This window comes from Burkholderia sp. Ac-20345 (assembly GCF_017104825.1).
GTDB lineage: Bacteria > Pseudomonadota > Gammaproteobacteria > Burkholderiales > Burkholderiaceae > Burkholderia > Burkholderia lata_B.
Window position 1 is genome coordinate 190,542 of record NZ_JAAGPO010000002.1, and the last position, 19,775, is coordinate 210,316.

The following is a 19,775-nucleotide window of genomic DNA, read 5'->3' on the forward strand; positions in this document are numbered from 1 at the left end:
TCATCTCCAGTGTCGGGCACGATTGCCCATACTGAGAAATGGCAACGACATCGAAAAACCGGCAATCTTTTTTCAGATTTTTTTGCGCAATGAAAAAACGCCGCGTCCCCGAGGGGAAGCACGGCGTTCTTTTACAACTCGAAACCGACTTTCTGCAACAACCCGCGCTCGATCACTACGCAGGTGATGCGAGGGGTAAGAAGCTGGTACACCGACCCGGATTTTGTCCGGACACGGCGAGACTTCGGGTCGTATGCAACGATGGTAGTCGTTTGACCACCACTGCCGAACACAACACACCGCCCCACCACATCCATCGGACCGACCGGGATGCCCTTTTGCCGGGCAAGCTGCCAGTTCTCGGCGGGTTTCGCCGGAAGACCTGACAGATCCTGCTGATGCTGATGCTGCTGCGACATGGTACTTCTCCTTCAGAAATGCGAGACACCCCACTCCCAGCAGGAAGTGGTTTCCCGCGTGGGTGGACAAGTGATCGATTTCTGAGGTGAGAAAGCCCCGCGGGGCTTTCTCCTTCTGCGCGTGGCGTGCAACCCGAAACGGTTACACGTTGGCGAGAATCTTGTTGAGACGTTGCCGGATCCGCGCACGCTGCGTCATCCGAACCTCGAAACGGGCGAGGAAAATGATGCTGGCGACGAGCGGAGCCACGACGAACGTCATCCAGAGGCCGAGGCCCAACATCGTGGCGCCGGCCGCATAGCCGTGACCCGTGATCGACTCGAGCATGAATGCCTGGAGAGGCAGACGATGCGCGATGACCTGGTCCCGATACACTTGCAGCGCCGTGAAGCCGCCGTTTTCCAGCAGCATGAACTTCGCGTGCTCTTCGTACGCACCCGATCCGAGGATCAGGTAGAAGCCGAGCATGAACACGACGCTGAAGACCAGCATGACATTCCACGAAGCGATACCACGAACGAGATCGTTGACACGACGATCGAACGCGGCAGCGAACTTGAACATCGAAGCAGACATGAGGGTAAGACGAAGCATGGTGATACTCCTTTCATGGATGATTTGGAATATCACTACCCCTTCCGGGATAGTGATACCCCGGGTGGGGAAAACGTTCAAACCTTACTCAACACCACTTCACACCTACGACAGGCGACACAGGTGATGAAGTTCGACACGCCCGTTTCTGACGATGTCGTTTCCAACGCTCGACGCCACCAGTCGCGCTCATCGCTGGAATTGGAAGCCGGATCGGGTTATTCAACCGTGTACCGGGCAGGGGTCGCCGTGTGCGGCCTCGCACAAAGGGCAGTTCTCCAACTCCTCGCAGTCCGTCGCGAAGTTCTGCCCGGATTGCCACGCGGTCACGAGGCCCGGAACATCGGCAAACATCACCGGCACGCTGTAGAGCCGAGCGTGATAATCACGATACCCCTCCGCTTCCGCTTCGTGCAACGCAAAACACAACGCATCGGTGTTCGGATCAACGATTTTGGCAATCGTCGCCTTTGCGTACTCCACTCGGACATTTAAGCCACGCATTTTCATTCTCCAGTCTCGATCGATCACGCCCGCCATCGCGGGCCGGGTTCCCTTACTGGGTGTCGTTTCCAACGCTTGACGCGACCAGTCGCGCTCAGAGCTAGAATCCATACAATCCTCGGGAAAGCCGCGTTCAACACAACGTGATTTCAAGCAACGCAAATGGTGACCCACTTGCCGTCGACCCTTACATCGGTGAGTACAGACCCGTTGAAACGATAAACACGCACCGATTCCGATGCCGAAATCACGTGAGAACGTACAGTCGCGTTGACAGAAGTCAGCATGGTGATGCTCCTTTTCGAGGTGAATGGAACATCCCCATCCCGGCCGGGACAGAGATGCCCCGGTGGGAAAATCAACGAATAGCGGTAGCGAGGGACGTAACCTTCATCAGAAACCGCTTGAAACTCGGATCCGACTTGGGCAACGGCGTCGTCGACACCCACTTGCCCATTTCAACCAGATCCAGAAGGCGCTTGCGCGCTTCGTTCACCGGGTCCTGGTACAGCGTTTCGACGTTGGTCGATGCAACGACGATCTTCGTTTTGGCGGAGAACGTCGGAGCCGACTTGATGCCGATTGCGTTGAGCCAGGTATGGCGGGGCAGTTTGTGATCCTCGTGGGAATCCACGAAGATCACGGCCGATGCGCCCTTGATCGTGGTCTGGAATACCTGCAGACGACGGACGATGTCCGAGTCGTGCTTTGATACCAGAGTCCAGCTCACAAGGATCTCCGTCGGCTCTTTCGAGCTGACGAAGTTGTGGCTTCCGTAAGGAGAGCCACTGGACGTTATCAACCAGACGCGCTTTTCGTTCGATTCGATCGCCTGACGGGCGACAACGGAGACGAGACGAGTGCGGAGGAATTTCTGGAACATGTGGTTCTCCAAGGGAATTTGGAGCAACCACGTCTCCCTAGGGAAAAAGTAGCGCCCCAGGGGTGACAAAGGAAAGAACACCGAACGGTGTAGAGAACTGATGTCGAACGCGAAAAAGCGTTCAGCTATCGACGGGTGAAGCAGACAGGATTCACGTGCTCCCAAAAAAGGGAAAAACACGCTGCAACTGCCAGGAGGCTAGATACGGCCCAGCTGCCGGACGCCCAGACACAAAGGTCATGGGACATCAGGGAAAAGCGATGTGCGTATATTACTCGCACTGATTCCTATTGGGAAGTGGTGGGTCACCCGCTGAGTTGCCCGCCCGGGCCAATCACGATCTGCCTGAGGTGCGCTTGCGCTCCTCGAGTTCCTTCCCGAGCGTGACGAGCGCATCGATGGCGTCCCGGTATAGCCTGTCCCGCCAGCCCAGTCGCTCATAGGTGCCGTATCGCTTCACGTGCTGCTCGCCGAGCGTGAAGTTACGCATCCCGACGTCGACGGTGACGCTTCCATGTGGCGCATCGATGACGACTCCGTACGGCGTATCCGTGCGCATTGACCAACCCTCGGGGAGCTTGATTGTCTCGCTCATGAATCCACTCTCCTCGTGCACGAGATTGAATCCACCGGCTTTTCCCCATCAAGAATTCCGATTATTGTCGGCATTTTTCTCTTTTGATGGCGTCTAAGCGCCACCACGCCCCGGCTGCTGATTTTAATAAGGTGGCCATTATATGTGTGGGTACACGAAATGTTGAACCCATATTTTGTCGCATCCGGCCGGGATTCTTACCGCTTATTTAAATCTTGCGGACATTCCGGACATCCCAATTTCCTCTTCATTTTCAGCGCCTGAAACGAAAGAGGCGGCCGCTGCGGGCCGCCTCTTTCTCTACTACCGTCAAACGCGCTCGACGCGCAAACGACCACTGACCACCACGACCGCCACCGGTTGACCAGCCGCGAAGTCGCTGCCGTCGTCGACGGTCTGAACGACCGTAAGCAAGCGCTTGTCTTGCGTACGGACGATCAACTCGACGCCCGGCACCTTGCTGACGACGCTTCCCGCGGCGTAGCCGACTGCGGCGCCAACAGCCCCGCCGATGAGCGTAGCCTGGCGATTGTGATGCCCCATAGCGACCAGCGTGCCGATAAGCCCGCCGGCAGTCACGCCCAACTGGCGAGACGAGCCCGAATCGATCATGACCGGGCGAACGTGGAGGAGCTGCCCGAGTATGGCCGTACCGCCGCTCCGCAACGCGTCGCCCGAGTTGTATGTCGATGTCGACCTCGAGACGGGTTCTCCGTATTGGGTCAGGGGACCATACGGCTGAGCACAAGCGCAAAGGGAGAGCAGCATCACCATGGCGAACACTGCACGGCCCATGTTTGCGAACAATTTCATATCAACCTCCAATGAAAAATGACCCACGACCAACAGCACGTAGCCATTGGCAGCATGTCGTTACAAGGAATCACGACGCGAAATGCGTCAACGAACTAGTACCGGCTACCACCGCGAACGCTCCGGCCAACCGCGTTAAGCGCTGTACCGAGGAAACGAAACACGAAGAGAGCGAGCACCACGACGATCAGCAGGACGCCGATCAGCAACAAACCGGAAGAAGCGATGCCATGCCCGCCCAAACTGCGCATGGCATCGCCGACCAGGTGGTAGATCACCGAGCGGATGACGGCATCGGCCACCATCGAGCCCAAACCGTGGCCACCGTAGAACATATGGGAATGGAACATGTAAGCCTCCAGATTGAAAAAATCGAAGACTTACTCCCTCAAGGGACTAAAGCCCCCGAGGGATGAACCACTGAACGTGCAAGCTACCGAAGGCAAGACTTGAGAGAAGGCTGGATATGGCCCAGCTACCAGCAAGGTCCGCAGACCTCAGAAAGCGATTTGATTCTACTCCGACTACTTCCCAATGGGAAGTTTCCGCACACAGAGCATCAGGTCAACGTGAAGTTCTTTAGCGACGGGAGGTGCACCACGAGCCACGCGGGGAAGCCCTTGTGGTCGATGTAGAGATAGAGACCGATGAGCAGGCCGATGAAGGCCGCATGCGTCATGTTGCTGACGCGGGCCGCCACAAAATGCAGCACTTCCGTGCCCATCACGAGAGACAGCGAAAAGACCGTCAGCAGCACAAAAATCAGCGTCGACGAACTAAGCACTAACCCATTCATGATTTACCACTCCCCGAGTACATGCCGGTGATTGTTGGGGGCTTGGTCCTGCCCGGCTCTGAATCCTGCCGCTCTTGCTCGTTCAGCAGGCCTCGCGCAGCAAACGGTTACTGATGCCCCGAAAAATTCTTGATTTTCTACCTCAGTTGGCAAGCCTGAATCGCCCTCTATGCTATACCTTTGTTCACCGAGCTAACAATCCGTCAAAATGTTTCCGTCAAGCTCGATAGCTTCACGCTATCAATTGACCGGAAGCGTTGCTTCATCCCAGCAAAAAGCCGCGCGAAACCTCCGCGCGGCTCGTGCCTTCAGGTGATCAAGAGAATGGCTGGAACAGCAATCCGATTGCCTGCGCCGCGATCGGCACCCCAGCCACCACAGCCAGGATTACGAATGCTCGCACCGCCTCTTGCTTGGTCTTTCCTTTCTTGATGCCATACCTCGCGATCGCAGCAAGGCATAGCAGTATCACCACGTAGATGCCAAGATTGCTTCCCATCGTGATCTCCCGTAAGACTCGTATGGAAATCCCGTCCAGCCATGCCGGACAGGTGCGCTACTCGCGGCCAGGTTAGCCAGACAGCGAGTCATCTATTGTGGCGCAATTTTCGAGCGCCGGCGGAAACCCGCGGCTACGGCCTAACCGGTCTGTACCTCGATCCTTTTGAGCACATCGAGTTGCTGCACCGCCCGCGCGTACCACCAGGCTCGTCTTGAAGCATGATGCTCCGACTGAGCCCCGCTGCGCTGCTCCTGCTCGACCCATGAGCGCAGCCCATCCCATGCCGGTGACGACAGGAAGTACTCTTGCCTGACCGCCGGCGAATCGCGTTCGGCTGTCACCGTAGGAATGCCGAATTCGTCCGCCAGTTGAGCGGCATCCGCCGCATTGAATCCGGCCAGAAAGATTCCCAGCTCGTTCTCACCACGAAGCAGCCACCATCCTTCTCGCGCGGGGCCCGGATCGTGAGCGGGAACGGCCGTACGCTTCAGCACGGCGAGGTGGAGCGGCACACCTTCGCCGGTCGATCGGCAGCAGATAAACGGCACGCTGGTCGACGCGATCACTCCCTCAAATCCATGCCCCGCCACGCACGTCTGATGAAACACATCGGACTTCTCCACGCGCGATTCCTCCCTCGAAAATTCCGATATTTATCCACAAATACTGTGGATATCTCTGTGGGTAATACCCCCTGAATCGGCCTGTCCAGGCGCTTTTTCTGGGCGGCTGTTACTTTGCTCACTTCTGCATCAACCGTGCCAATACTGTTTCGTCGAAACCTTCTCAACAGGAAGTTCAGCTTATACTTGACCAGTCCGTGCCCGCCCGAACATGAGCGCGAGATTCGTCATGTGGACGCCCGGCGCGAGCTTCCACGTTACTGCGCAACCATCATCGTCCGACCACTCCAACAACCGGTAATCACGCAATCCGGTTAGTGCCTTCGACGCGCGCATGATCCGCTCCTCCCTTGAGCCGTTCACGCTCCCGAAGGCGAGATCCCCGACCCGGCCCGTCCCTCGGATCTCTCCGTACTCGGCCACGACGTTCAATACTTTCCATTCGTCACTACCTAGCGGCAGCCCCGTGCCCCCCTGCACTGCACGGCGCCCGAAAGCCTCTGCCCCGCTGTTCCCTGTCATGCACCTGTCCTGTCAACGATCGATGGTCCACGCCGGCCGATTGCCGCCGCGGGCTTCATGGCTTAACGCCGTTTTATGACAATCAGAATACGTCGTTGGCCAACCCGTTCTAGCCCTCACAACTTGAGCAATGGATCTCTAGACAGACGATTCCGGAATGATTTCGGCCCGCGTAATCGTTCCCGGTGAGAAGCGGACGGGCCCGGCGTTCACGTCGACCTGCAGCACGCCCTTATTGCATGCCAGCCAGAGCACACTGTCGATGGTCGCAATGCTGTCACCAGACGCTTTCGACAACAGCCGGCAGAGATTCATGCATGCCTCGAATCGGACCGGTGCCGGCCGGCGCGGCTTGTCGGGTAGACCCGCCAGGCGGCACAACCAGATGTCGCTCTTGCAGACATCCTGACCGAAATTCTTAGCGAGCTGGAATTTCGTATCATCCCCAATCCATGGCAATGCTCCGCACCACTCGACGAGCCGAACCTGATCGTTCAGCGCGAGGACCGCCTGCAGCGCCTCGAAATCGTTGGCTCGCTCGGCCCACGCCCTTTCGATGGCCGCCGCCTTTCCGCGAAACCCAAATGCCTCCACCACGGGTCGGCCCTCACGAATGGCAGTCCAGACCTTTTGCTCGATCGTACGCGCCGCCTGGGCGGATCGCCCAGCGCACAGCACGATCCAGATAATCTCGGCTGCCATCTTCTCCGGAGAGTCTGGGGGCGATCGCCGGTGTGTGGACCACTCCACCATCCGGGGCGCGTCGGGGTCGTTGGCCAAGAGCCATTCTCGGAGCTCAAGATAGAGCGCCGGCGCAATGCGACTTTCAGGAGCAGGAATCTCAAGGGGAAGCATGGGTTTTCTCTCCGCATAGCAAATGGGCCGCTCACGCGGCCCACGGGGCTGACTGACACCTTCCTATCTCGAGGAGCAATGCACGTCCCCTATCGTCCATCCTGCGCCCACAAAGTCCTTCTTTCGCGCGAGCAGCAGCTTCACCTTGCAATGCTCGCCCATCGCCGTGGCCACTGCCAGGACATTGCCATCCGGTTCGATCGCGGCCGACGTCACGATGATCTCGGAAGGTTTGGGCGAGGTGTCGCTACGGAACAGAAACGGGGACGCGGCAAGATACCCCTGAGTCAGTTCAACCGCGGCGGCCAGCGTCCCCGGATACGCGCTGACCATGATCGCGCTTTTCACCTTGTCCCGCGGATCACGCACGGCCGTCACGAGCGTACCCACGCCCTGTCGCATGACCTGTACGCCGCGCGTTTGCACGTCGATCCAGTTCGAGAAGTCGGTCTCGTTTCTTACGACAACCTTGGCGGCTGCGCAGAACACCAACGCGCAGACGATCAGGATCGATCCGATCTGCCATCCCAAGTTACCGCGAGGCGGCCGCTCTCTCATTCGTCAACCCTGGTTGTCCGACTTTTTGACATCGCGCGGACCGGTTCGATCGATCATCACGTAGCCCGATTTGGACGTGAAGTGTTTCCACGTCCAGCCCACCGGCACCTTCACGATCGCGAGGTAGTGGTCCTCGAGGCCATTCACCGGGAAATCGATCTTCTGATTCACGATCTTGCCCAGCGTGTCCTGCGTAAGCGGCGCCACGTCGCCTTCGAGCAGATGCGGGCCCGGCTGCGAGGAGAACGGGACAATCTCGTAGAAAACGTACTTGCCGTTCTCCTGCGTGACCTTCAGGCGGGCGTAGTACTTCCCGTCGGCGTCCAGCGCCGAGTACGTCCCAACGAGGCTCTCCGGAGCCTGCGAGACCGATTCGTCCTTGTGCGAACACGCCGCGAGAAGCGCGACAACGACCACCATCAGCAGATTCTTCATGCTTGTCCTCTTCTTGTCGAAATGCGGTCATGGCCATGACCATCATTCCCAGTTTACCGAAGAGCGATCTCGCCTCAAGCGGCCTCGGCTACCTCAAGGATCGCCTGATCGGCCACACTCACGGGAGGTGACACGCGCAGTTCCGTGTCGAACTGGCGAGCTCTCGCACGAAGGCTGGGCTCTGCATCCCGATATTCCTGCTCTTCCATGAGGATCGGGTGCCCGGTCTGAGGGTGAATCACGAGCCAGCGGTCAGGAATTGCTGCCCTGGCCGACTTTAGAATCCGGCGGACTGCCGGCGAGCCGATCCGGCGCCGAATATTGACCCACGGTGACCCTGTCCATTCGGGTGACTGGCAGATCCGGTAAGCGAACTTCGTCGCGACCGTTACGATCGTGCGCGACTCAGGCGCACATCGCGTGATCTCCCACTCCGCCATGTTGAATGCCAGGTTGAGCGAGATCATCCCCGCGAACTTCCACAGTCGTTCGACGTTCTCCTCCGTCAGATCGGTATCGAGGCCAGGCCGCGCATGCATGGGTCGACCGCCGTCGGGCGCGATGGCCTCGGAGTCGGCTGATATCGCACGGGGCAGTTCGGATTCACTCTTCGAGAAGGAGGCACGCGGCGCGCAGTAGCCCACCACGTCGTAGTACTGGCTGACACGGTCAAGCACCATCGTCGTGACACGCCGGACGTCGATCACGTTGGTACGGTCAGCCATTGCGAGCGCGGCGCGAACCCGCGTGGTATCCAGCCGCTTCATGCGCCCGAAGTGCAGCGCTTTCTCGAGCGTCGGCAAGGAAGACATCGGTAGATTGGACGGTTGTTCCCGAATGGGCATTGAGATCCTCGGTACGTGCCACGGTTGGCTCAAAACGATCGCCTTCCATTGAACAGCGATCGCAGCGCGCGAGATAGCGCAAGACGTCGCCTAACCGCGTACTCTTTCGGCCCCGGGGTTATTCCCGCTTACCTGGATCGAGCGGCACGCCGCATCGAGCGATCGGAACAGCCCGGTGCTGAACTCTTTCAGTTCAAGCACCATGTGCTTCTTCCTGACCTTCAACCCGCCTTCCAGTATCCAGCTCTGGCGCGTCGCGCCGGTAACCGTGAAGGCACGCACTTGCGTCGGCACACCTTCGATCTTCTTGCCAAGGTTATCCGTCGGTATGAAGTTGAAGCTCGCTGCGTATAGAACGTCCATGTAGGTATGAAAAGTCCAGATTAGACGTGATATCGGCCTACGTCTCGACAGGTTTAGACAGAAGATTAGTTCGCTCGTAGAATGTTTTCTTACAGGAACTATCAACGCCATCCCGCGTTGTGCGGCCGGCTCACCACTCGGATGAAAAAACGCGGAATCGGCCGGAAACGGACCCCACCGAATGCGTCTCGGGCACTCGCCCCGATCATCGGATCCTTTCCTATGTCTCAGGAGCGGATCTCGATCGCTACCGCTTGGCACATCGCACTCGACCAGATCAAGCGGGGCACCGGGCGAAGAACCGAAGTGGAGATGGTCGCCGACGCGCTGAACCTCGCTCTAATCCTCTGCGAACGGGGGCATTTCCCGCATCTGATCGATATCGTGAAAGAGGGGCAGGAGGCTTTTGTGGGCTGGCTGGACAGTGGCCCAAGCCGCGGGAACTGGCGCATGAGTGGCGAACCGCTCGACGCCTCATGCACTGCAATTGCGGTGCTCGACGCGCAGATCGCTACGGCGCCTACCGAGGACATTCTCCTGTCTCAGCAAGAAATCAAGCGGCGCATCATGCAAGGGGACGTGCATAGCGGACACGACGAAAAAATGCAGCAAGCGGCCTGATCCGCCACATCGCTGGCCAGGCCAAACTCACTTTCAGTCGGCGTGTCTGCCCGGCACGAAGCCCTGAAGCATTGCGTTGGCGAAGGCAGAAAATTCCGGATCAGCATGAAGCGTCCGGTAGAGATCCATCAGATTCGCGCGGGGCTTCTCAAGCATCAGTTGGGCGATCAGCCCCGATGCCCGACGCGTTGCTTCCACCTCGAGAAAGACCGGCACGGCCTTTTGAAGCAGCTTCATCAGACCATCAGGGTCGTCGCGCCACCCTTCGACAAAGTTCAGTCCGACCGGCTCACCGACAGTGAAATCGATGCGGTTCCCATTGCGGAATTGAAGGGCCACGTTCGCGCCGCCCTTTTTCAGTTCAATCAGATCCACCACTGCCTCCAGAGTTGTTCGAGACCAGACGCCGGATCCACTTCGACGTCAGCATGACCCACCAGATTGCGCCCACCGCGCCGCCACCCGCTGCGGCGAACCAACCGATACGATCCGCCGGCAGTTGCTCCGCGCATGCCACGATGACCAGGCCGATCGCGCCGCCGACCCCGAAGGCAACGGCCGCGATAGGACCGAGAAGCGGGCTTTCTTCGCTCGACATACCCTGCACGATCGCCATGACAAGCAGCATGCAGAATGTAACGACCACCACACTGCCCTCGATCGTGCCAAGCGCGATCCCCAGGATGAACACGCTGACGAGGCAGCATAGCGTGCGCAGACTTTGCGCCGGCGTGCTGAAACACTGTTCGCGGGTCGCTTTGGCGATATTAGATAGCTTGCTCGTAACCATCACCACTCCACATCGGGAATTAAGTATTCCCAGGGTTGCGGCCGTAGATCACCCGGAAGCCGCACCGGATGTTCCGGATATCCGCTTTCAGTCAGCCGCAGCACATGGAGTGGCAAGCCGAGCCGGAGAATATCCCGGAACCGGGAGTCCATCAGGCGACGCGTGCTCGCCTTCCCTTTTGGCGTACCCCACGCCGCGATCAGCATGCCACCACGTGACAAACAAAATTCTGCTGCGACGCGCAGCGCCTCGTCGGCCATCGGCCCGATCGGATCATCCATTGCTGCCAAATTGTCAGCATCAGTCGCAACACCGATCGCCGCGTTCACGAAGATCATGTCGCTCGCCCCGACACAGGCCGCGAACGAAATGCCGCGCCGCACGGTTGGGTCGTTCTCGACAAACCCAGCCCGGCTGGGGTTGTGGAGGATGAATCCGACTGGGACGCCGAACATGGCGAGTCGGCGCCGCAACCAGACCCGATGTTGTGGGTCCGAAAAATGGGCGTTTTCCTCGACCCAATCCGGAATCTCGACTTCCATAGATGGTTTCATGGCCTTGGGGGATGCGGTGTAGCGGTTCCGATCTACCTTCGGTTCCTCAACTTCTTGATAGGAATCATTCTAGCCGATGGCTCCGCTCAGGGGGTGCCGATGCTGAACATAGGGCATCGTTACCGCCCCACATGTAAGCGTCGATTTCGACGTATAGACAAGCCGTACCAGTGAGTTCGGCGCGATACCAGAAAAAATCCCCGGTGGAGACCCGGGGACTTCGGACGGCTCTTCATACATCGCCGGGCGGGTTACTGGCCCGCACCGACCACAGGCGTCGTTTGCGGAACGTAGCCCGGCCCCGTGACGAGCGCGAGGCTTCGCTGGTTCGTCGACACCTTGGCGTCGATGTTCGACACGTAGCCGTTGTAGGCCGTGCAGGCGCCGCCCGACGTGAAGAGGTTGGGCTCACCCGGTGCCAGCGGGAAGCGCGTGAAATACGGCGTATAGTTGCCGCTCGCGCAGTCCGCATGGCCGTACTCCCACAGCATGAACTGGTGCATGTCCGCATACGGCGGGACGTTCGCGTTCGCCGCTTCCAGCGTAGCCAGCGTGTACGTCGCCGACGTGTTGAACGTGCCGCTCTGCCACTGGCCGATGTTGATGGCCGCGCCGTTCGGCAGCGTCGTCGATGCTTGGCCGGTCAGTTGGCTCTGCGACAGCACTTGCTCGACCACCGACGACGGCAGATCGTATTTGACACCGTAGGCTTCAACGGCGTTCAAAGCGTCTGCGTAGGCGTTCAACGTATCGCCCGACGAACCGGGCACCAGCGCGAGGTAGTCCACGCCCCCCGTATTCGTGTCCTGCGGGAGAATCGGGTCGCCAAAGCCGATCAGCGGCAGCACCATGCCCGCAGCGCTCGTGTAGGCGTGCGCCAGGGTGCCGCCCGTCGAAGCCACCTGCGTCATGCGCTGCGAAGCGACATGGCTCAGCGGCGTGATCACGAAGTTGTTGAAGGCCGTCGTGATGTACGGTGTCACGAGTTCCAGCGAACCGTTCGTCTGCTTCGTCTTGTCGGCCGTCGAAGTGTACGTGCCGCCGGTTGCCACGAAGCGCACGTAGCTTGCCGTCGCATACGGCGCCTGATTCAGCGTCATGCTGAACGTGCCGTCCGTGCCGGTCGTTGCCGTGCCGATGAGCGTACCGTTCGAGCCGTCCGCGTTGACCAGATACGCGGCCACGGTCGCACCGTTCGTGACACCGCTGTTGTACACCTCGCCCGTGACCGTCGTGGTCGACGCGCCGGGGGCTTGCTGATTGGTGTACGGGTTCATCGGGACCGGCGCCGCCTGCGTCGAGCTCGCGCCGCTCGAACTGCCGCCACCACCACCGCCGCCACCGCAAGCAGCCAGGGCCGCAGAAGCAATCAACGAAGCCAAAATCAGATTCTTCTTCATGTTCTCTCCGGGTTAGAAGTCCAACTGAGTCCAGTATCTCAGGTCAGACCGCGGTTTCTAGCCCCCTTAAACGCGGGCATCGCATGTGAGGACATAGAACTCCGGCGCGGCCTTGTGGCGTGGCTCGTCGGAATCCCTGATCCGAAATTCGACTGGTAACTTATCGGCTGTTTTTCACGATTCTTTAATTCCTGTCAGGAAAATCGTGAGAGTCAGCCTTGGCTCACGTTCCGACGCCTACCTCGGCCATGTTCTCGGACCACCGTTCATTTTTTTCGCCTTCAGCTCGGAGCGGCCGATCCTGATGCCCTGATAGAGCGCGAAGATGCCCGTGAGGATCGCCCGCATCGGCACGTTGCTGACGTAGGTGTAGTACGCGGACATGGCGAGAAAAACGGCCAGCCACACCAGCCGGTACTGCTGCCGATATAAGAAGTAACTCGCCACCAGAACCAGGCCGGCGATGATCTCGACGGACATATCCATCCGGGAATAGTGCAGCAACGACATATCCATCTCGAACTCCAACAAAGCGGTCTATCTATTGGCCGCCCTTACGGGCGCCCGATCACTGTTCAAACTGCGGGGAACGTGGATGCAGCAGCCTGCAATCCGTCGGTGACATCTTTGCGCACAACTTGCCCAGATCCACGTGCGTGCTGGCGTGGATTACGCCTTCCTTACTCTTGAGACCACGGTAGACCGCGCGGTACTGAAACCAGCCATCCTGTGCCCGGACGAACCAGACCTGCCCGACATGACCCACCTGTTCCGGGCGGATCAAGCCCAAATCAACGGCCACCGCCGGAGACATCACGCCGTCTGCCTGCTGCTCGAACCGGACTTGGTGAAAGAGCCACATGGCAATTCCCACCCCGATAGCTAACGGAATCAGCCAGCTAACCGCCGTTCTGACGGTCCGCAGCGTTCCCCCCTCTTCGCTGACGTCTCCGGCCGACTGCAGCAACGCTTGTTTTTCCATCTGGATTCTGAACTCCAATGGCTCAGCCGATCATGCCGCGATCGGGATAATTGGAAGCACGGTACGGGGCGCACGCTCCGGCTCCGCGACGAGCATCTTCCCTTGCGGGAATTCCTGTCGCTGAAGCGTCTTCGGCCACTCTCGGACGTCAGCCCCCTTCCCCGTGAACTTGACCCGTTCGCCGGCCCGCGTCGGGAAATGCCCCATCTGCTTCATGAAGAACGGAACGCCCGCCTCGCTCGCCTGCTCAGCCAGCGATTCGGCCCATTCCAGCTTGTATTCGCGGGGCTTACGGCCTTGGCGGCTCTCCCCTTCGGTGATGATCCAGTCAAGCGTGTCGATTGCGCGCTTGCTCGCGTGCCGCCCGCTTCCAATCTGGATGGACAGATCGAGCGCTCCGAGCCCCGGTCCGTGGCTGATCCCCTTGACGGCTGCATCCAGCTCGGCCAGTTTCGGGACGTCACGCTCGGCTTCCTCCTGGTTCACGACCGTCGAGATGATCCAGACGTTCGGATAGCCCGTGCCCCAATCCGGCGGCAGCATTCGCTTTGCATTCCCGATCCGCTTCGTGACCAGCAACCACGTCAGATTCGGCGTGCGTGCGAACAGGCTCCACGCATCGGCTCGCCACTCGTCCGGCACTTCGTTGTCGAACATGTCCGCCTGGGTGTTCCAGAACACCGGCCAGAACGTACCCGCGGCGACCGCCTGCCGGTTCCATGACTCCGCCTTCTTCCAGTTCGACTCCGCCGTCCTATGCCGCGGTGCGCTTGGCCCCCAGTGCTTCCCGCCATGAAACCGGAGATCGCCTGCCATCGCGTAACACGCATCGCAGCCCGGACTGATCTGCGTGCAGCCGATCCAGCCATTCAAGCTGGATTTCACATAGGAAATGCCCGTTTCGATTGCCATGCCTGCCTCGCCTGTCTTTTCCGCGCCCGCGCGCCTATTCGCCGCGCTCCTTCGCAGACTCGAAGTTGAACAGAACCCCGGCGGGCCAGAAAGCTGAATAGAATCCGCATTCAGGGGGTGTTTCCGCCGGCACGTCTACTATTGCGACCCGCTACATCAGGCACTCCTGCGGGGATTCGATGATCCGGGCATCCGCCAGCATCATCTTGAGGTTCCCAGCCAGCGGCGAGATGTCGAGCCATTGCCGGGCCCGCGTCATCGCCACGTACAGCAAGCGCGTCTCTTCCTCAGTCAGCTCGAGCCGGTTGGTTTCCTTGTCAACGTAAAACTTGAAATCCCCTTCAACACGGACTGAATCGAACTCCAGCCCCTTCGCCTTGTGCGCCGTGCTGATCGTGATGTCCGCGTGTCGATCCGGCACGGACGCTCGAACCATCTCCTCGAGCAGATCTGGGCCGTGGTCGTCGATCAGTTTCACGTAGGGAGCAATCTCCCGGCCGGCGAAGGTCTCGGCGTAGTCCTGGACCTCCATCCAGTCGCGGAACAATGCGAGCGACTTCGGCGAATCCGGCGACACGCCGCACATCAGCTGACGCGCCGCCTCACAGAAACTCCGGATCTCGGAGATGTTTGCACGTAGCGCGACCCGCCGCCCCGCGCGCAGTTCGTCGGCCATCTGCGCGACGGCCGTCGCATTCGTGCGGCACAGGACAGCTTTCACGGGGATATCGATGTCGGGTGTCTCGTCGATCACGACCGAATGGATCGAATCCTGCCCGCGGATTGGCGTCGTCTCCCCCAGCTTTCTCAGCACCAGTGACGACACGTCGGCAATGCTCTTTCCAAACCGGAACGATTCGGTGAGCCACGTCTCCGGCGCTTCGACACGCTGCATCGCGTCGACGCTGCCTCGAAACTCCATGATCTGCTGGTGCGGATCACCGGCATAGATGACCTGCGCGTGGTACTGGCCTCCGAGAATCGACAACATCACGTCATCGCTATCCTGGGCCTCGTCGAGCAGGATGAATCGTGCTTCGATCTCCGGTTGGGACAATTGCCAGATCTTGAGATAAACGTCGTGATTGATCCGATACTGACTCGTCGGGTTCTGGAACTCGGCCCACAGCGCCTGCACGTACGGCATCAATTCAAGCTGCACCTGCTCCATCGCCTCCGGCACGATCACCGGATTCCAGTCCAAATGCCGCTGGGATGGGGCGAGATCAGCCGACTTGCAGAATCGGGCTACCGCGTCGTTCACCATCTGCGCGAGGTGGTATCCGGTCAACTCGACCAAGCGCCCCATGATGTTCGGCACGACAATCGGCTTGAAGCCCATCCGGACGCCGAGCAGCTCGAGCGTTTCGGTCGTGTTGTTGATCTTGCCCGTAATGCCCGGCGGCAAGCTCCGGAATGCGAGCGCATGGAATGTGCTGCACGTTACGGACTTCGGCAGCTTTTGCCGGGCCTCCGCGGCGTTCTCCCGACCGAAAACCAGATAGACGCCGCGGGCCTTGCCCTTGGTCGTCGCGATCATGTTCAGCAACGACGTCTTGCCCGACCCCGCTCGCGCAATGACCTTGAATGAGGCGCCAGTCATGGACAGGTCGATGGCTGCGCCCTGTTCCAACGTAGGCTTGAGCTTCATCATGCCGGTTCGGGCACGTGAGTGCGGAGAAACGACTTGAACGCTTTGGCATCCATCGGCTTGCCGAGCAGGTAACCCTGAACCTGGTCGCACTGGAGCTCGCGAAGCTTTTCCAACTGGCTTCGTGTCTCGACACCCTCGGCGACTACCTGCATCTTTAGCGTGTGGGCCAGCCCGATGATGGCCGAGACGATCGCGTATCCCTCGTCGCCGTGGTCGTCCAACCCGCGCGTGAAAAAACGGTCGATCTTCAGCTGCCGCGCCCTGAATCGCTGCAAGTACGCGAGGCTCGAATAGCCGGTACCGAAATCGTCGATGGCAATATCGAATCCAGCCGCCTGAAACTCCCGAATGCTTGCCGAGGTTTCCTCTGCGCCCTCCATCGCCACCGTTTCCGTGATCTCGAACATGAGCCTGTTCGCGTCAACCCCATGGTTCTCCACGATGCTCTTGACCACCTGGACCAGCCCCTGCTGCTTTAGCTGCTGGGGCGACAGGTTCACGGCAAGGCGAACCGGCGGTAAGCCTTCCCGGTCCCATTCCCGAATCTGAATGCAGGCCTGCTCGACGACCCAGTTCCCGATTTGGTTGATGAGACCCACGCTCTCCGCAACCGGAATGAATTCCAGCGGAGGAACTACACCGAGGTCCTGATGAGTCCACCGGATCAGAGCTTCAGCGCCCTCGATGGACCGTCCGTCGCCGCCGAACTTCGGCTGGAAATGCAGCCGGAATCCATCACTCTCAAGCGCGTCCTGAAGTGCATGCTGGATCTGTAAGCGCCGAAGGGGGCTCGCCTGCATGTCCTGGTTATAGATCCGATAAGCGTTGCCGCCCGCAGATTTCGCGGCGGACATCGCCCGCCCAGCATTCTTGAGCAGGACATCGGCCGTATCGCCGTCCATCGGCCCGACCGCGAACCCGATCGATAATGTGACCCGGAGGACGTCGCCCGTATCGACGCGAATTCCCTGTCGAGCATGCGCCACTAGCTTCCGCGCGAATTCGAATATGTGTTCCGAGGTTGAGTCCGGCACAGCGATCGCGAACTCGTCGCCCCCGATCCTACCAACCGCACAGCCTGGGGGCGCTACGCTGGTCAGCCTGGCGCCAAGTTCACGAAGTAGGCTGTCGCCCAACGCGAACCCGTACGATTCGTTGAACACCTTGAACGAGTCGATGTTGATGTACAGCACATGCAGATTGGAATCCTCGACACGCGCTTTGTCTATCTCGCTCTGCACCCGTCGGTATATGTTTCCCCGGTTCGGCAGAGACGTCAGATCGTCGATCAACGCGAGCATTCTCAGCCGCCGGCGGGCTTCGTCCAGAGAGGACGTCAGGTTCATGCGTTCGCGCTCGTGCCGGAACTCGAGGATCGAAAGCGCCAACGTGAGGAAGACAACAAAGATGGAGATGACGATGACGGCATATCCGCTGCGATCCGGTTGGAAAGCGTGAATCGCACGAGAGGCAGCGCGCGGCGAGACCTTGACGGCTGATAGCGCGATGTAGTGACTGCCACCGATTGCGGTGCCGATCAGAATGCTCGCAATGGCGCGGCGGACTATCGAAAGTTGGGCCCCCGCTCCTACCAGCCGAATACGGGCCGATAGTGCCGCTGTCGTGGCAGCGATGGCCACAATGACTGCACAGACAAACACCACCTTGGAAAATTCGACGTGCGGCTCGATCCTTAGCGACTGGACTCCCAGAAAGCTGACCACGGAAATCCCCAGGCCTGTCGCAAGCCCGGTCATAGTGATGAGGCGCCGGGTCTGATACGGCCGAGTCGATACCTCGAGAGTCAAACCTGCGATCGCCAACGCGACGAGGAACGACTGGACGGTTATCCACTCGCTATAACCGACCGGAAACGGAAGCGTGTACGCGAGCATGCCGATGAACTGAGACGCCCACAGTCCTGTCGCAAACGCGAATGTGCCGACGGCCAGCCACCGAATCCTTGTGGCGCGGTCCCGCGCCGCCCGGATTCGGCCGCTAATGTCCAGTGCCGTGTAGGACGAGAAGGCCGCAACGACCATCGACATCGCGACGAGGAGGGCATTTTGCGTACCGATCACCATCAGTCCTTATGCGGCATATCGAACCTCTTCCAAAGCGGGATTCATCTGGAAGCCTTCGAACTGCTCGAAGTGCGTTGCGGAGCCACGGATGTACTGCAACATCTTTTCGGCCATTGCCCAGCGCCGGCCGAGACGTTCGGCCGCCAGCGCTGTCTTGCCAGTTCCGCCGAATGTATCGACCACGAGATCGCCGGGTTCCGTCAGGAAGCGGATGAAGAAGTCGGGCACGCGGGTCGGCATCATCGCCCCGTGCAACGGAAGTCCGAGCTCGTTCGCTCGTCGGCGATATGCGCGCGTATCCGCACAGCCGGTACCGATCTCAATGACGTTGGTCGGCAGGCGCCCTTCGGTCAGCGTGCCGTACTGCCCCGGCCGATGAACCTGCGAGCCGTCGCCATAGGTCGCCGAGTGCTGGATACCGCCACTCGTCATCAGCTTGATATGCCGGTCAGTGTGCGGCAGCAACACGCGCCGATTGTTCGATCGGACCTTTTCCGGGTCATTGCAAAACCAGTAGCAGAACTCGTAACCGGTTCGAAGCTGGATCGGATGCTTGCACGCCCACTGCGTCGGGCCCGGTGCCTTCCCCGACTTCCAGATCACGCGATCCATGAGAACAAGACCGAGACGATCTTCGAGCGCGCAGACGAGGCGTTCGAGATACGTGGAACGTGCAGGCTTGCCTTGCACGAACGAGTCGTTCGAAAGGTTGATGACCAGTGAAGCGCCCGCCGCCATATGGAGCATGAGCGGGCCGAGCGCGGAGCAGATGAAGTCGATGTATTCCTGCAGCGTCGCCGGATTCCCGTACGCTCGTGGCTTGGCCAGAAGAAACGGCGGCGACGTGAAAATCAGGTGGATCGGCTCGTCGAGCCCGGTGAACGCGTCCCGGCAATCGCCGAAGATCGCGACACCCAGTTTGGTTGAAAACGCTATGAGACGAACCGCGCGTCCAGCCTCGTCCATCTTGCGACCGGCCGACTCGGTCAGTTGCCAGATCCCGCGCTTGCCTGCTACCCGCTCGATGACTCCCATGCGCTTGAGGTCCTGCTGTCGCCAGCGCAGCACATGTGCGAGCGTCAAATATTCCTTGCCGTCCCGGCCGATTACCCCCTTCTTCTGGAGCTCGCTAGGGTCGATGTTCGCGCGCTCGGCCACCGCCTGATAGAACTCGGCGTTCGTCAGCCGTCCGTTGGGGGCGTCGGCGTAAGCACTCGCGGCGTGAGAGAAGAGGTCCAGTTGCATCGCTTGAAATCACTCGAGGGAAAGACGCACGTGTTGGCGTCGACAACCTCAGCATGCCCGGGTCATGGCGTATTTCTAGGTCTTCCGAATACGGGGCGCGTTACCCCGCAATACGCCGATTGGGCCAGAAATTCCTATCTGGAACCACTTCGAAATAGTGCGTATTCGCCGGCTCTTTCCCTCGTAAAGAGAAGATCCAGCGAAATGGAAATTGGGGTTCGATTG

Annotated in this window: 26 protein-coding genes; 1 reads left to right on the forward strand and 25 read right to left on the reverse strand. The window is 59.6% G+C overall.

Annotated features, from left to right (window positions below; genetic code table 11):
• Positions 1–131: 131 nt before the first annotated feature.
• The 15 genes from G3O06_RS01995 to G3O06_RS02065 form a co-directional block, all read right to left on the reverse strand.
• The gene (locus tag G3O06_RS01995; RefSeq protein ID WP_205814760.1) at positions 132–419 is read right to left on the reverse strand and encodes a hypothetical protein; all 288 of its coding nucleotides are present in this window, start codon (positions 417–419) and stop codon (positions 132–134) included.
• Positions 420–561: 142 nt separating this feature from the next.
• Positions 562–1,014, reverse strand: a complete 453-nt coding sequence (locus tag G3O06_RS02000) for a hypothetical protein (protein ID WP_205814761.1) — start codon at positions 1,012–1,014, stop codon at positions 562–564.
• Positions 1,015–1,236: 222 nt separating this feature from the next.
• A complete protein-coding gene (locus G3O06_RS02005) occupies positions 1,237–1,629 on the reverse strand; it encodes a hypothetical protein (RefSeq protein WP_241019448.1) in 393 nt (130 codons plus the stop codon).
• 247 nt (positions 1,630–1,876) lie between these two features.
• A complete protein-coding gene (locus tag G3O06_RS02010; protein ID WP_205814762.1) occupies positions 1,877–2,401 on the reverse strand; it encodes a hypothetical protein in 525 nt (174 codons plus the stop codon).
• Positions 2,402–2,735: 334 nt separating this feature from the next.
• Positions 2,736–2,996, reverse strand: a complete 261-nt coding sequence (locus G3O06_RS02015; RefSeq protein ID WP_205814763.1) for a hypothetical protein — start codon at positions 2,994–2,996, stop codon at positions 2,736–2,738.
• Positions 2,997–3,305: 309 nt separating this feature from the next.
• Positions 3,306–3,809 (reverse strand): hypothetical protein, encoded by a 504-nt coding sequence (locus G3O06_RS02020; protein WP_205814764.1) that lies wholly within the window; start codon positions 3,807–3,809, stop codon positions 3,306–3,308.
• Positions 3,810–3,904: 95 nt separating this feature from the next.
• Positions 3,905–4,159 carry a hypothetical protein gene (locus tag G3O06_RS02025; protein ID WP_205814765.1) on the reverse strand — a complete coding sequence of 85 codons (255 nt, stop codon included), beginning with the start codon at positions 4,157–4,159 and terminating at the stop codon, positions 3,905–3,907.
• A gap of 209 nt (positions 4,160–4,368) precedes the next feature.
• On the reverse strand, positions 4,369–4,605 hold the full coding sequence (locus G3O06_RS02030) for a hypothetical protein (protein ID WP_025496473.1): 237 nt from the start codon (positions 4,603–4,605) through the stop codon (positions 4,369–4,371).
• 316 nt (positions 4,606–4,921) lie between these two features.
• On the reverse strand, positions 4,922–5,104 hold the full coding sequence (locus tag G3O06_RS02035; RefSeq protein ID WP_205814766.1) for a hypothetical protein: 183 nt from the start codon (positions 5,102–5,104) through the stop codon (positions 4,922–4,924).
• Positions 5,105–5,244: 140 nt separating this feature from the next.
• Positions 5,245–5,730 (reverse strand): hypothetical protein, encoded by a 486-nt coding sequence (locus tag G3O06_RS02040; RefSeq protein WP_205814767.1) that lies wholly within the window; start codon positions 5,728–5,730, stop codon positions 5,245–5,247.
• Positions 5,731–6,390: 660 nt separating this feature from the next.
• On the reverse strand, positions 6,391–7,107 hold the full coding sequence (locus G3O06_RS02045; RefSeq protein WP_241019449.1) for a hypothetical protein: 717 nt from the start codon (positions 7,105–7,107) through the stop codon (positions 6,391–6,393).
• Between the two features lie 63 nt (positions 7,108–7,170).
• Entirely contained in the window at positions 7,171–7,638 is a 468-nt protein-coding gene (locus tag G3O06_RS02050) for a hypothetical protein (RefSeq protein ID WP_205814768.1), read from the reverse strand.
• A gap of 30 nt (positions 7,639–7,668) precedes the next feature.
• Positions 7,669–8,100, reverse strand: a complete 432-nt coding sequence (locus tag G3O06_RS02055) for a hypothetical protein (RefSeq protein ID WP_205814769.1) — start codon at positions 8,098–8,100, stop codon at positions 7,669–7,671.
• 74 nt (positions 8,101–8,174) lie between these two features.
• Entirely contained in the window at positions 8,175–8,903 is a 729-nt protein-coding gene (locus G3O06_RS02060) for a hypothetical protein (protein ID WP_205814770.1), read from the reverse strand.
• A gap of 132 nt (positions 8,904–9,035) precedes the next feature.
• Positions 9,036–9,308, reverse strand: coding sequence for a hypothetical protein (locus G3O06_RS02065; RefSeq protein ID WP_176000352.1), 273 nt, complete (start codon positions 9,306–9,308; stop codon positions 9,036–9,038).
• Positions 9,309–9,530: 222 nt separating this feature from the next.
• Here G3O06_RS02065 and G3O06_RS02070 point away from each other — a divergent pair, with 222 nt between their 5' ends.
• A complete protein-coding gene (locus G3O06_RS02070) occupies positions 9,531–9,929 on the forward strand; it encodes a hypothetical protein (RefSeq protein WP_205814771.1) in 399 nt (132 codons plus the stop codon).
• A gap of 33 nt (positions 9,930–9,962) precedes the next feature.
• On the opposite strand, the gene G3O06_RS02075 is transcribed toward G3O06_RS02070, so the two are convergent.
• The 10 genes from G3O06_RS02075 to G3O06_RS02120 form a co-directional block, all read right to left on the reverse strand.
• A complete protein-coding gene (locus tag G3O06_RS02075; protein WP_205814772.1) occupies positions 9,963–10,304 on the reverse strand; it encodes a hypothetical protein in 342 nt (113 codons plus the stop codon).
• The gene (locus G3O06_RS02080; RefSeq protein ID WP_205814773.1) at positions 10,291–10,719 is read right to left on the reverse strand and encodes a hypothetical protein; all 429 of its coding nucleotides are present in this window, start codon (positions 10,717–10,719) and stop codon (positions 10,291–10,293) included. The genes G3O06_RS02075 and G3O06_RS02080 overlap by 14 nt, the downstream gene beginning before the upstream one ends.
• Positions 10,719–11,261, reverse strand: coding sequence for a DUF1643 domain-containing protein (locus G3O06_RS02085; protein ID WP_241019450.1), 543 nt, complete (start codon positions 11,259–11,261; stop codon positions 10,719–10,721). The genes G3O06_RS02080 and G3O06_RS02085 overlap by 1 nt, the downstream gene beginning before the upstream one ends.
• 263 nt (positions 11,262–11,524) lie before the next feature.
• The gene (locus G3O06_RS02090; protein ID WP_205814775.1) at positions 11,525–12,673 is read right to left on the reverse strand and encodes a hypothetical protein; all 1,149 of its coding nucleotides are present in this window, start codon (positions 12,671–12,673) and stop codon (positions 11,525–11,527) included.
• Positions 12,674–12,910: 237 nt separating this feature from the next.
• Positions 12,911–13,189, reverse strand: a complete 279-nt coding sequence (locus tag G3O06_RS02095; protein WP_205814776.1) for a hypothetical protein — start codon at positions 13,187–13,189, stop codon at positions 12,911–12,913.
• Between the two features lie 52 nt (positions 13,190–13,241).
• Entirely contained in the window at positions 13,242–13,655 is a 414-nt protein-coding gene (locus G3O06_RS02100; protein WP_205814777.1) for a hypothetical protein, read from the reverse strand.
• Positions 13,656–13,685: 30 nt separating this feature from the next.
• Complete coding sequence (locus tag G3O06_RS02105) at positions 13,686–14,567, reverse strand: DUF5131 family protein (protein ID WP_205814778.1); 882 nt, start codon at positions 14,565–14,567, stop codon at positions 13,686–13,688.
• A gap of 151 nt (positions 14,568–14,718) precedes the next feature.
• Positions 14,719–16,221 carry a 3'-5' exonuclease gene (locus tag G3O06_RS02110; protein ID WP_241019451.1) on the reverse strand — a complete coding sequence of 501 codons (1,503 nt, stop codon included), beginning with the start codon at positions 16,219–16,221 and terminating at the stop codon, positions 14,719–14,721.
• Positions 16,218–18,305, reverse strand: a complete 2,088-nt coding sequence (locus tag G3O06_RS02115) for an EAL domain-containing protein (protein ID WP_241019452.1) — start codon at positions 18,303–18,305, stop codon at positions 16,218–16,220. The genes G3O06_RS02110 and G3O06_RS02115 overlap by 4 nt, the downstream gene beginning before the upstream one ends.
• Before the next feature lie 6 nt (positions 18,306–18,311).
• Positions 18,312–19,550 carry a site-specific DNA-methyltransferase gene (locus tag G3O06_RS02120; protein ID WP_137962520.1) on the reverse strand — a complete coding sequence of 413 codons (1,239 nt, stop codon included), beginning with the start codon at positions 19,548–19,550 and terminating at the stop codon, positions 18,312–18,314.
• Between the last annotated feature and the right edge of the window lie 225 nt (positions 19,551–19,775).

Coding starts and splice junctions, on each gene's coding strand:
- G3O06_RS01995 (WP_205814760.1), bottom strand. CDS start 419: ATGTCGCAGCAGCATCAGCATCAGCAGGATCTGTCAGGTCTTCCGGCG.
- G3O06_RS02000 (WP_205814761.1), bottom strand. CDS start 1,014: ATGCTTCGTCTTACCCTCATGTCTGCTTCGATGTTCAAGTTCGCTGCC.
- G3O06_RS02005 (WP_241019448.1), bottom strand. CDS start 1,629: ATGGATTCTAGCTCTGAGCGCGACTGGTCGCGTCAAGCGTTGGAAACG.
- G3O06_RS02010 (WP_205814762.1), bottom strand. CDS start 2,401: ATGTTCCAGAAATTCCTCCGCACTCGTCTCGTCTCCGTTGTCGCCCGT.
- G3O06_RS02015 (WP_205814763.1), bottom strand. CDS start 2,996: ATGAGCGAGACAATCAAGCTCCCCGAGGGTTGGTCAATGCGCACGGAT.
- G3O06_RS02020 (WP_205814764.1), bottom strand. CDS start 3,809: ATGAAATTGTTCGCAAACATGGGCCGTGCAGTGTTCGCCATGGTGATG.
- G3O06_RS02025 (WP_205814765.1), bottom strand. CDS start 4,159: ATGTTCCATTCCCATATGTTCTACGGTGGCCACGGTTTGGGCTCGATG.
- G3O06_RS02030 (WP_025496473.1), bottom strand. CDS start 4,605: ATGAATGGGTTAGTGCTTAGTTCGTCGACGCTGATTTTTGTGCTGCTG.
- G3O06_RS02035 (WP_205814766.1), bottom strand. CDS start 5,104: ATGGGAAGCAATCTTGGCATCTACGTGGTGATACTGCTATGCCTTGCT.
- G3O06_RS02045 (WP_241019449.1), bottom strand. CDS start 7,107: ATGCTTCCCCTTGAGATTCCTGCTCCTGAAAGTCGCATTGCGCCGGCG.
- G3O06_RS02055 (WP_205814769.1), bottom strand. CDS start 8,100: ATGAAGAATCTGCTGATGGTGGTCGTTGTCGCGCTTCTCGCGGCGTGT.
- G3O06_RS02065 (WP_176000352.1), bottom strand. CDS start 9,308: ATGGACGTTCTATACGCAGCGAGCTTCAACTTCATACCGACGGATAAC.
- G3O06_RS02070 (WP_205814771.1), top strand. CDS start 9,531: ATGTCTCAGGAGCGGATCTCGATCGCTACCGCTTGGCACATCGCACTC.
- G3O06_RS02080 (WP_205814773.1), bottom strand. CDS start 10,719: ATGGTTACGAGCAAGCTATCTAATATCGCCAAAGCGACCCGCGAACAG.
- G3O06_RS02085 (WP_241019450.1), bottom strand. CDS start 11,261: ATGGAAGTCGAGATTCCGGATTGGGTCGAGGAAAACGCCCATTTTTCG.
- G3O06_RS02090 (WP_205814775.1), bottom strand. CDS start 12,673: ATGAAGAAGAATCTGATTTTGGCTTCGTTGATTGCTTCTGCGGCCCTG.
- G3O06_RS02095 (WP_205814776.1), bottom strand. CDS start 13,189: ATGGATATGTCGTTGCTGCACTATTCCCGGATGGATATGTCCGTCGAG.
- G3O06_RS02100 (WP_205814777.1), bottom strand. CDS start 13,655: ATGGAAAAACAAGCGTTGCTGCAGTCGGCCGGAGACGTCAGCGAAGAG.
- G3O06_RS02105 (WP_205814778.1), bottom strand. CDS start 14,567: ATGGCAATCGAAACGGGCATTTCCTATGTGAAATCCAGCTTGAATGGC.
- G3O06_RS02110 (WP_241019451.1), bottom strand. CDS start 16,221: ATGATGAAGCTCAAGCCTACGTTGGAACAGGGCGCAGCCATCGACCTG.
- G3O06_RS02115 (WP_241019452.1), bottom strand. CDS start 18,305: ATGGTGATCGGTACGCAAAATGCCCTCCTCGTCGCGATGTCGATGGTC.
- G3O06_RS02120 (WP_137962520.1), bottom strand. CDS start 19,550: ATGCAACTGGACCTCTTCTCTCACGCCGCGAGTGCTTACGCCGACGCC.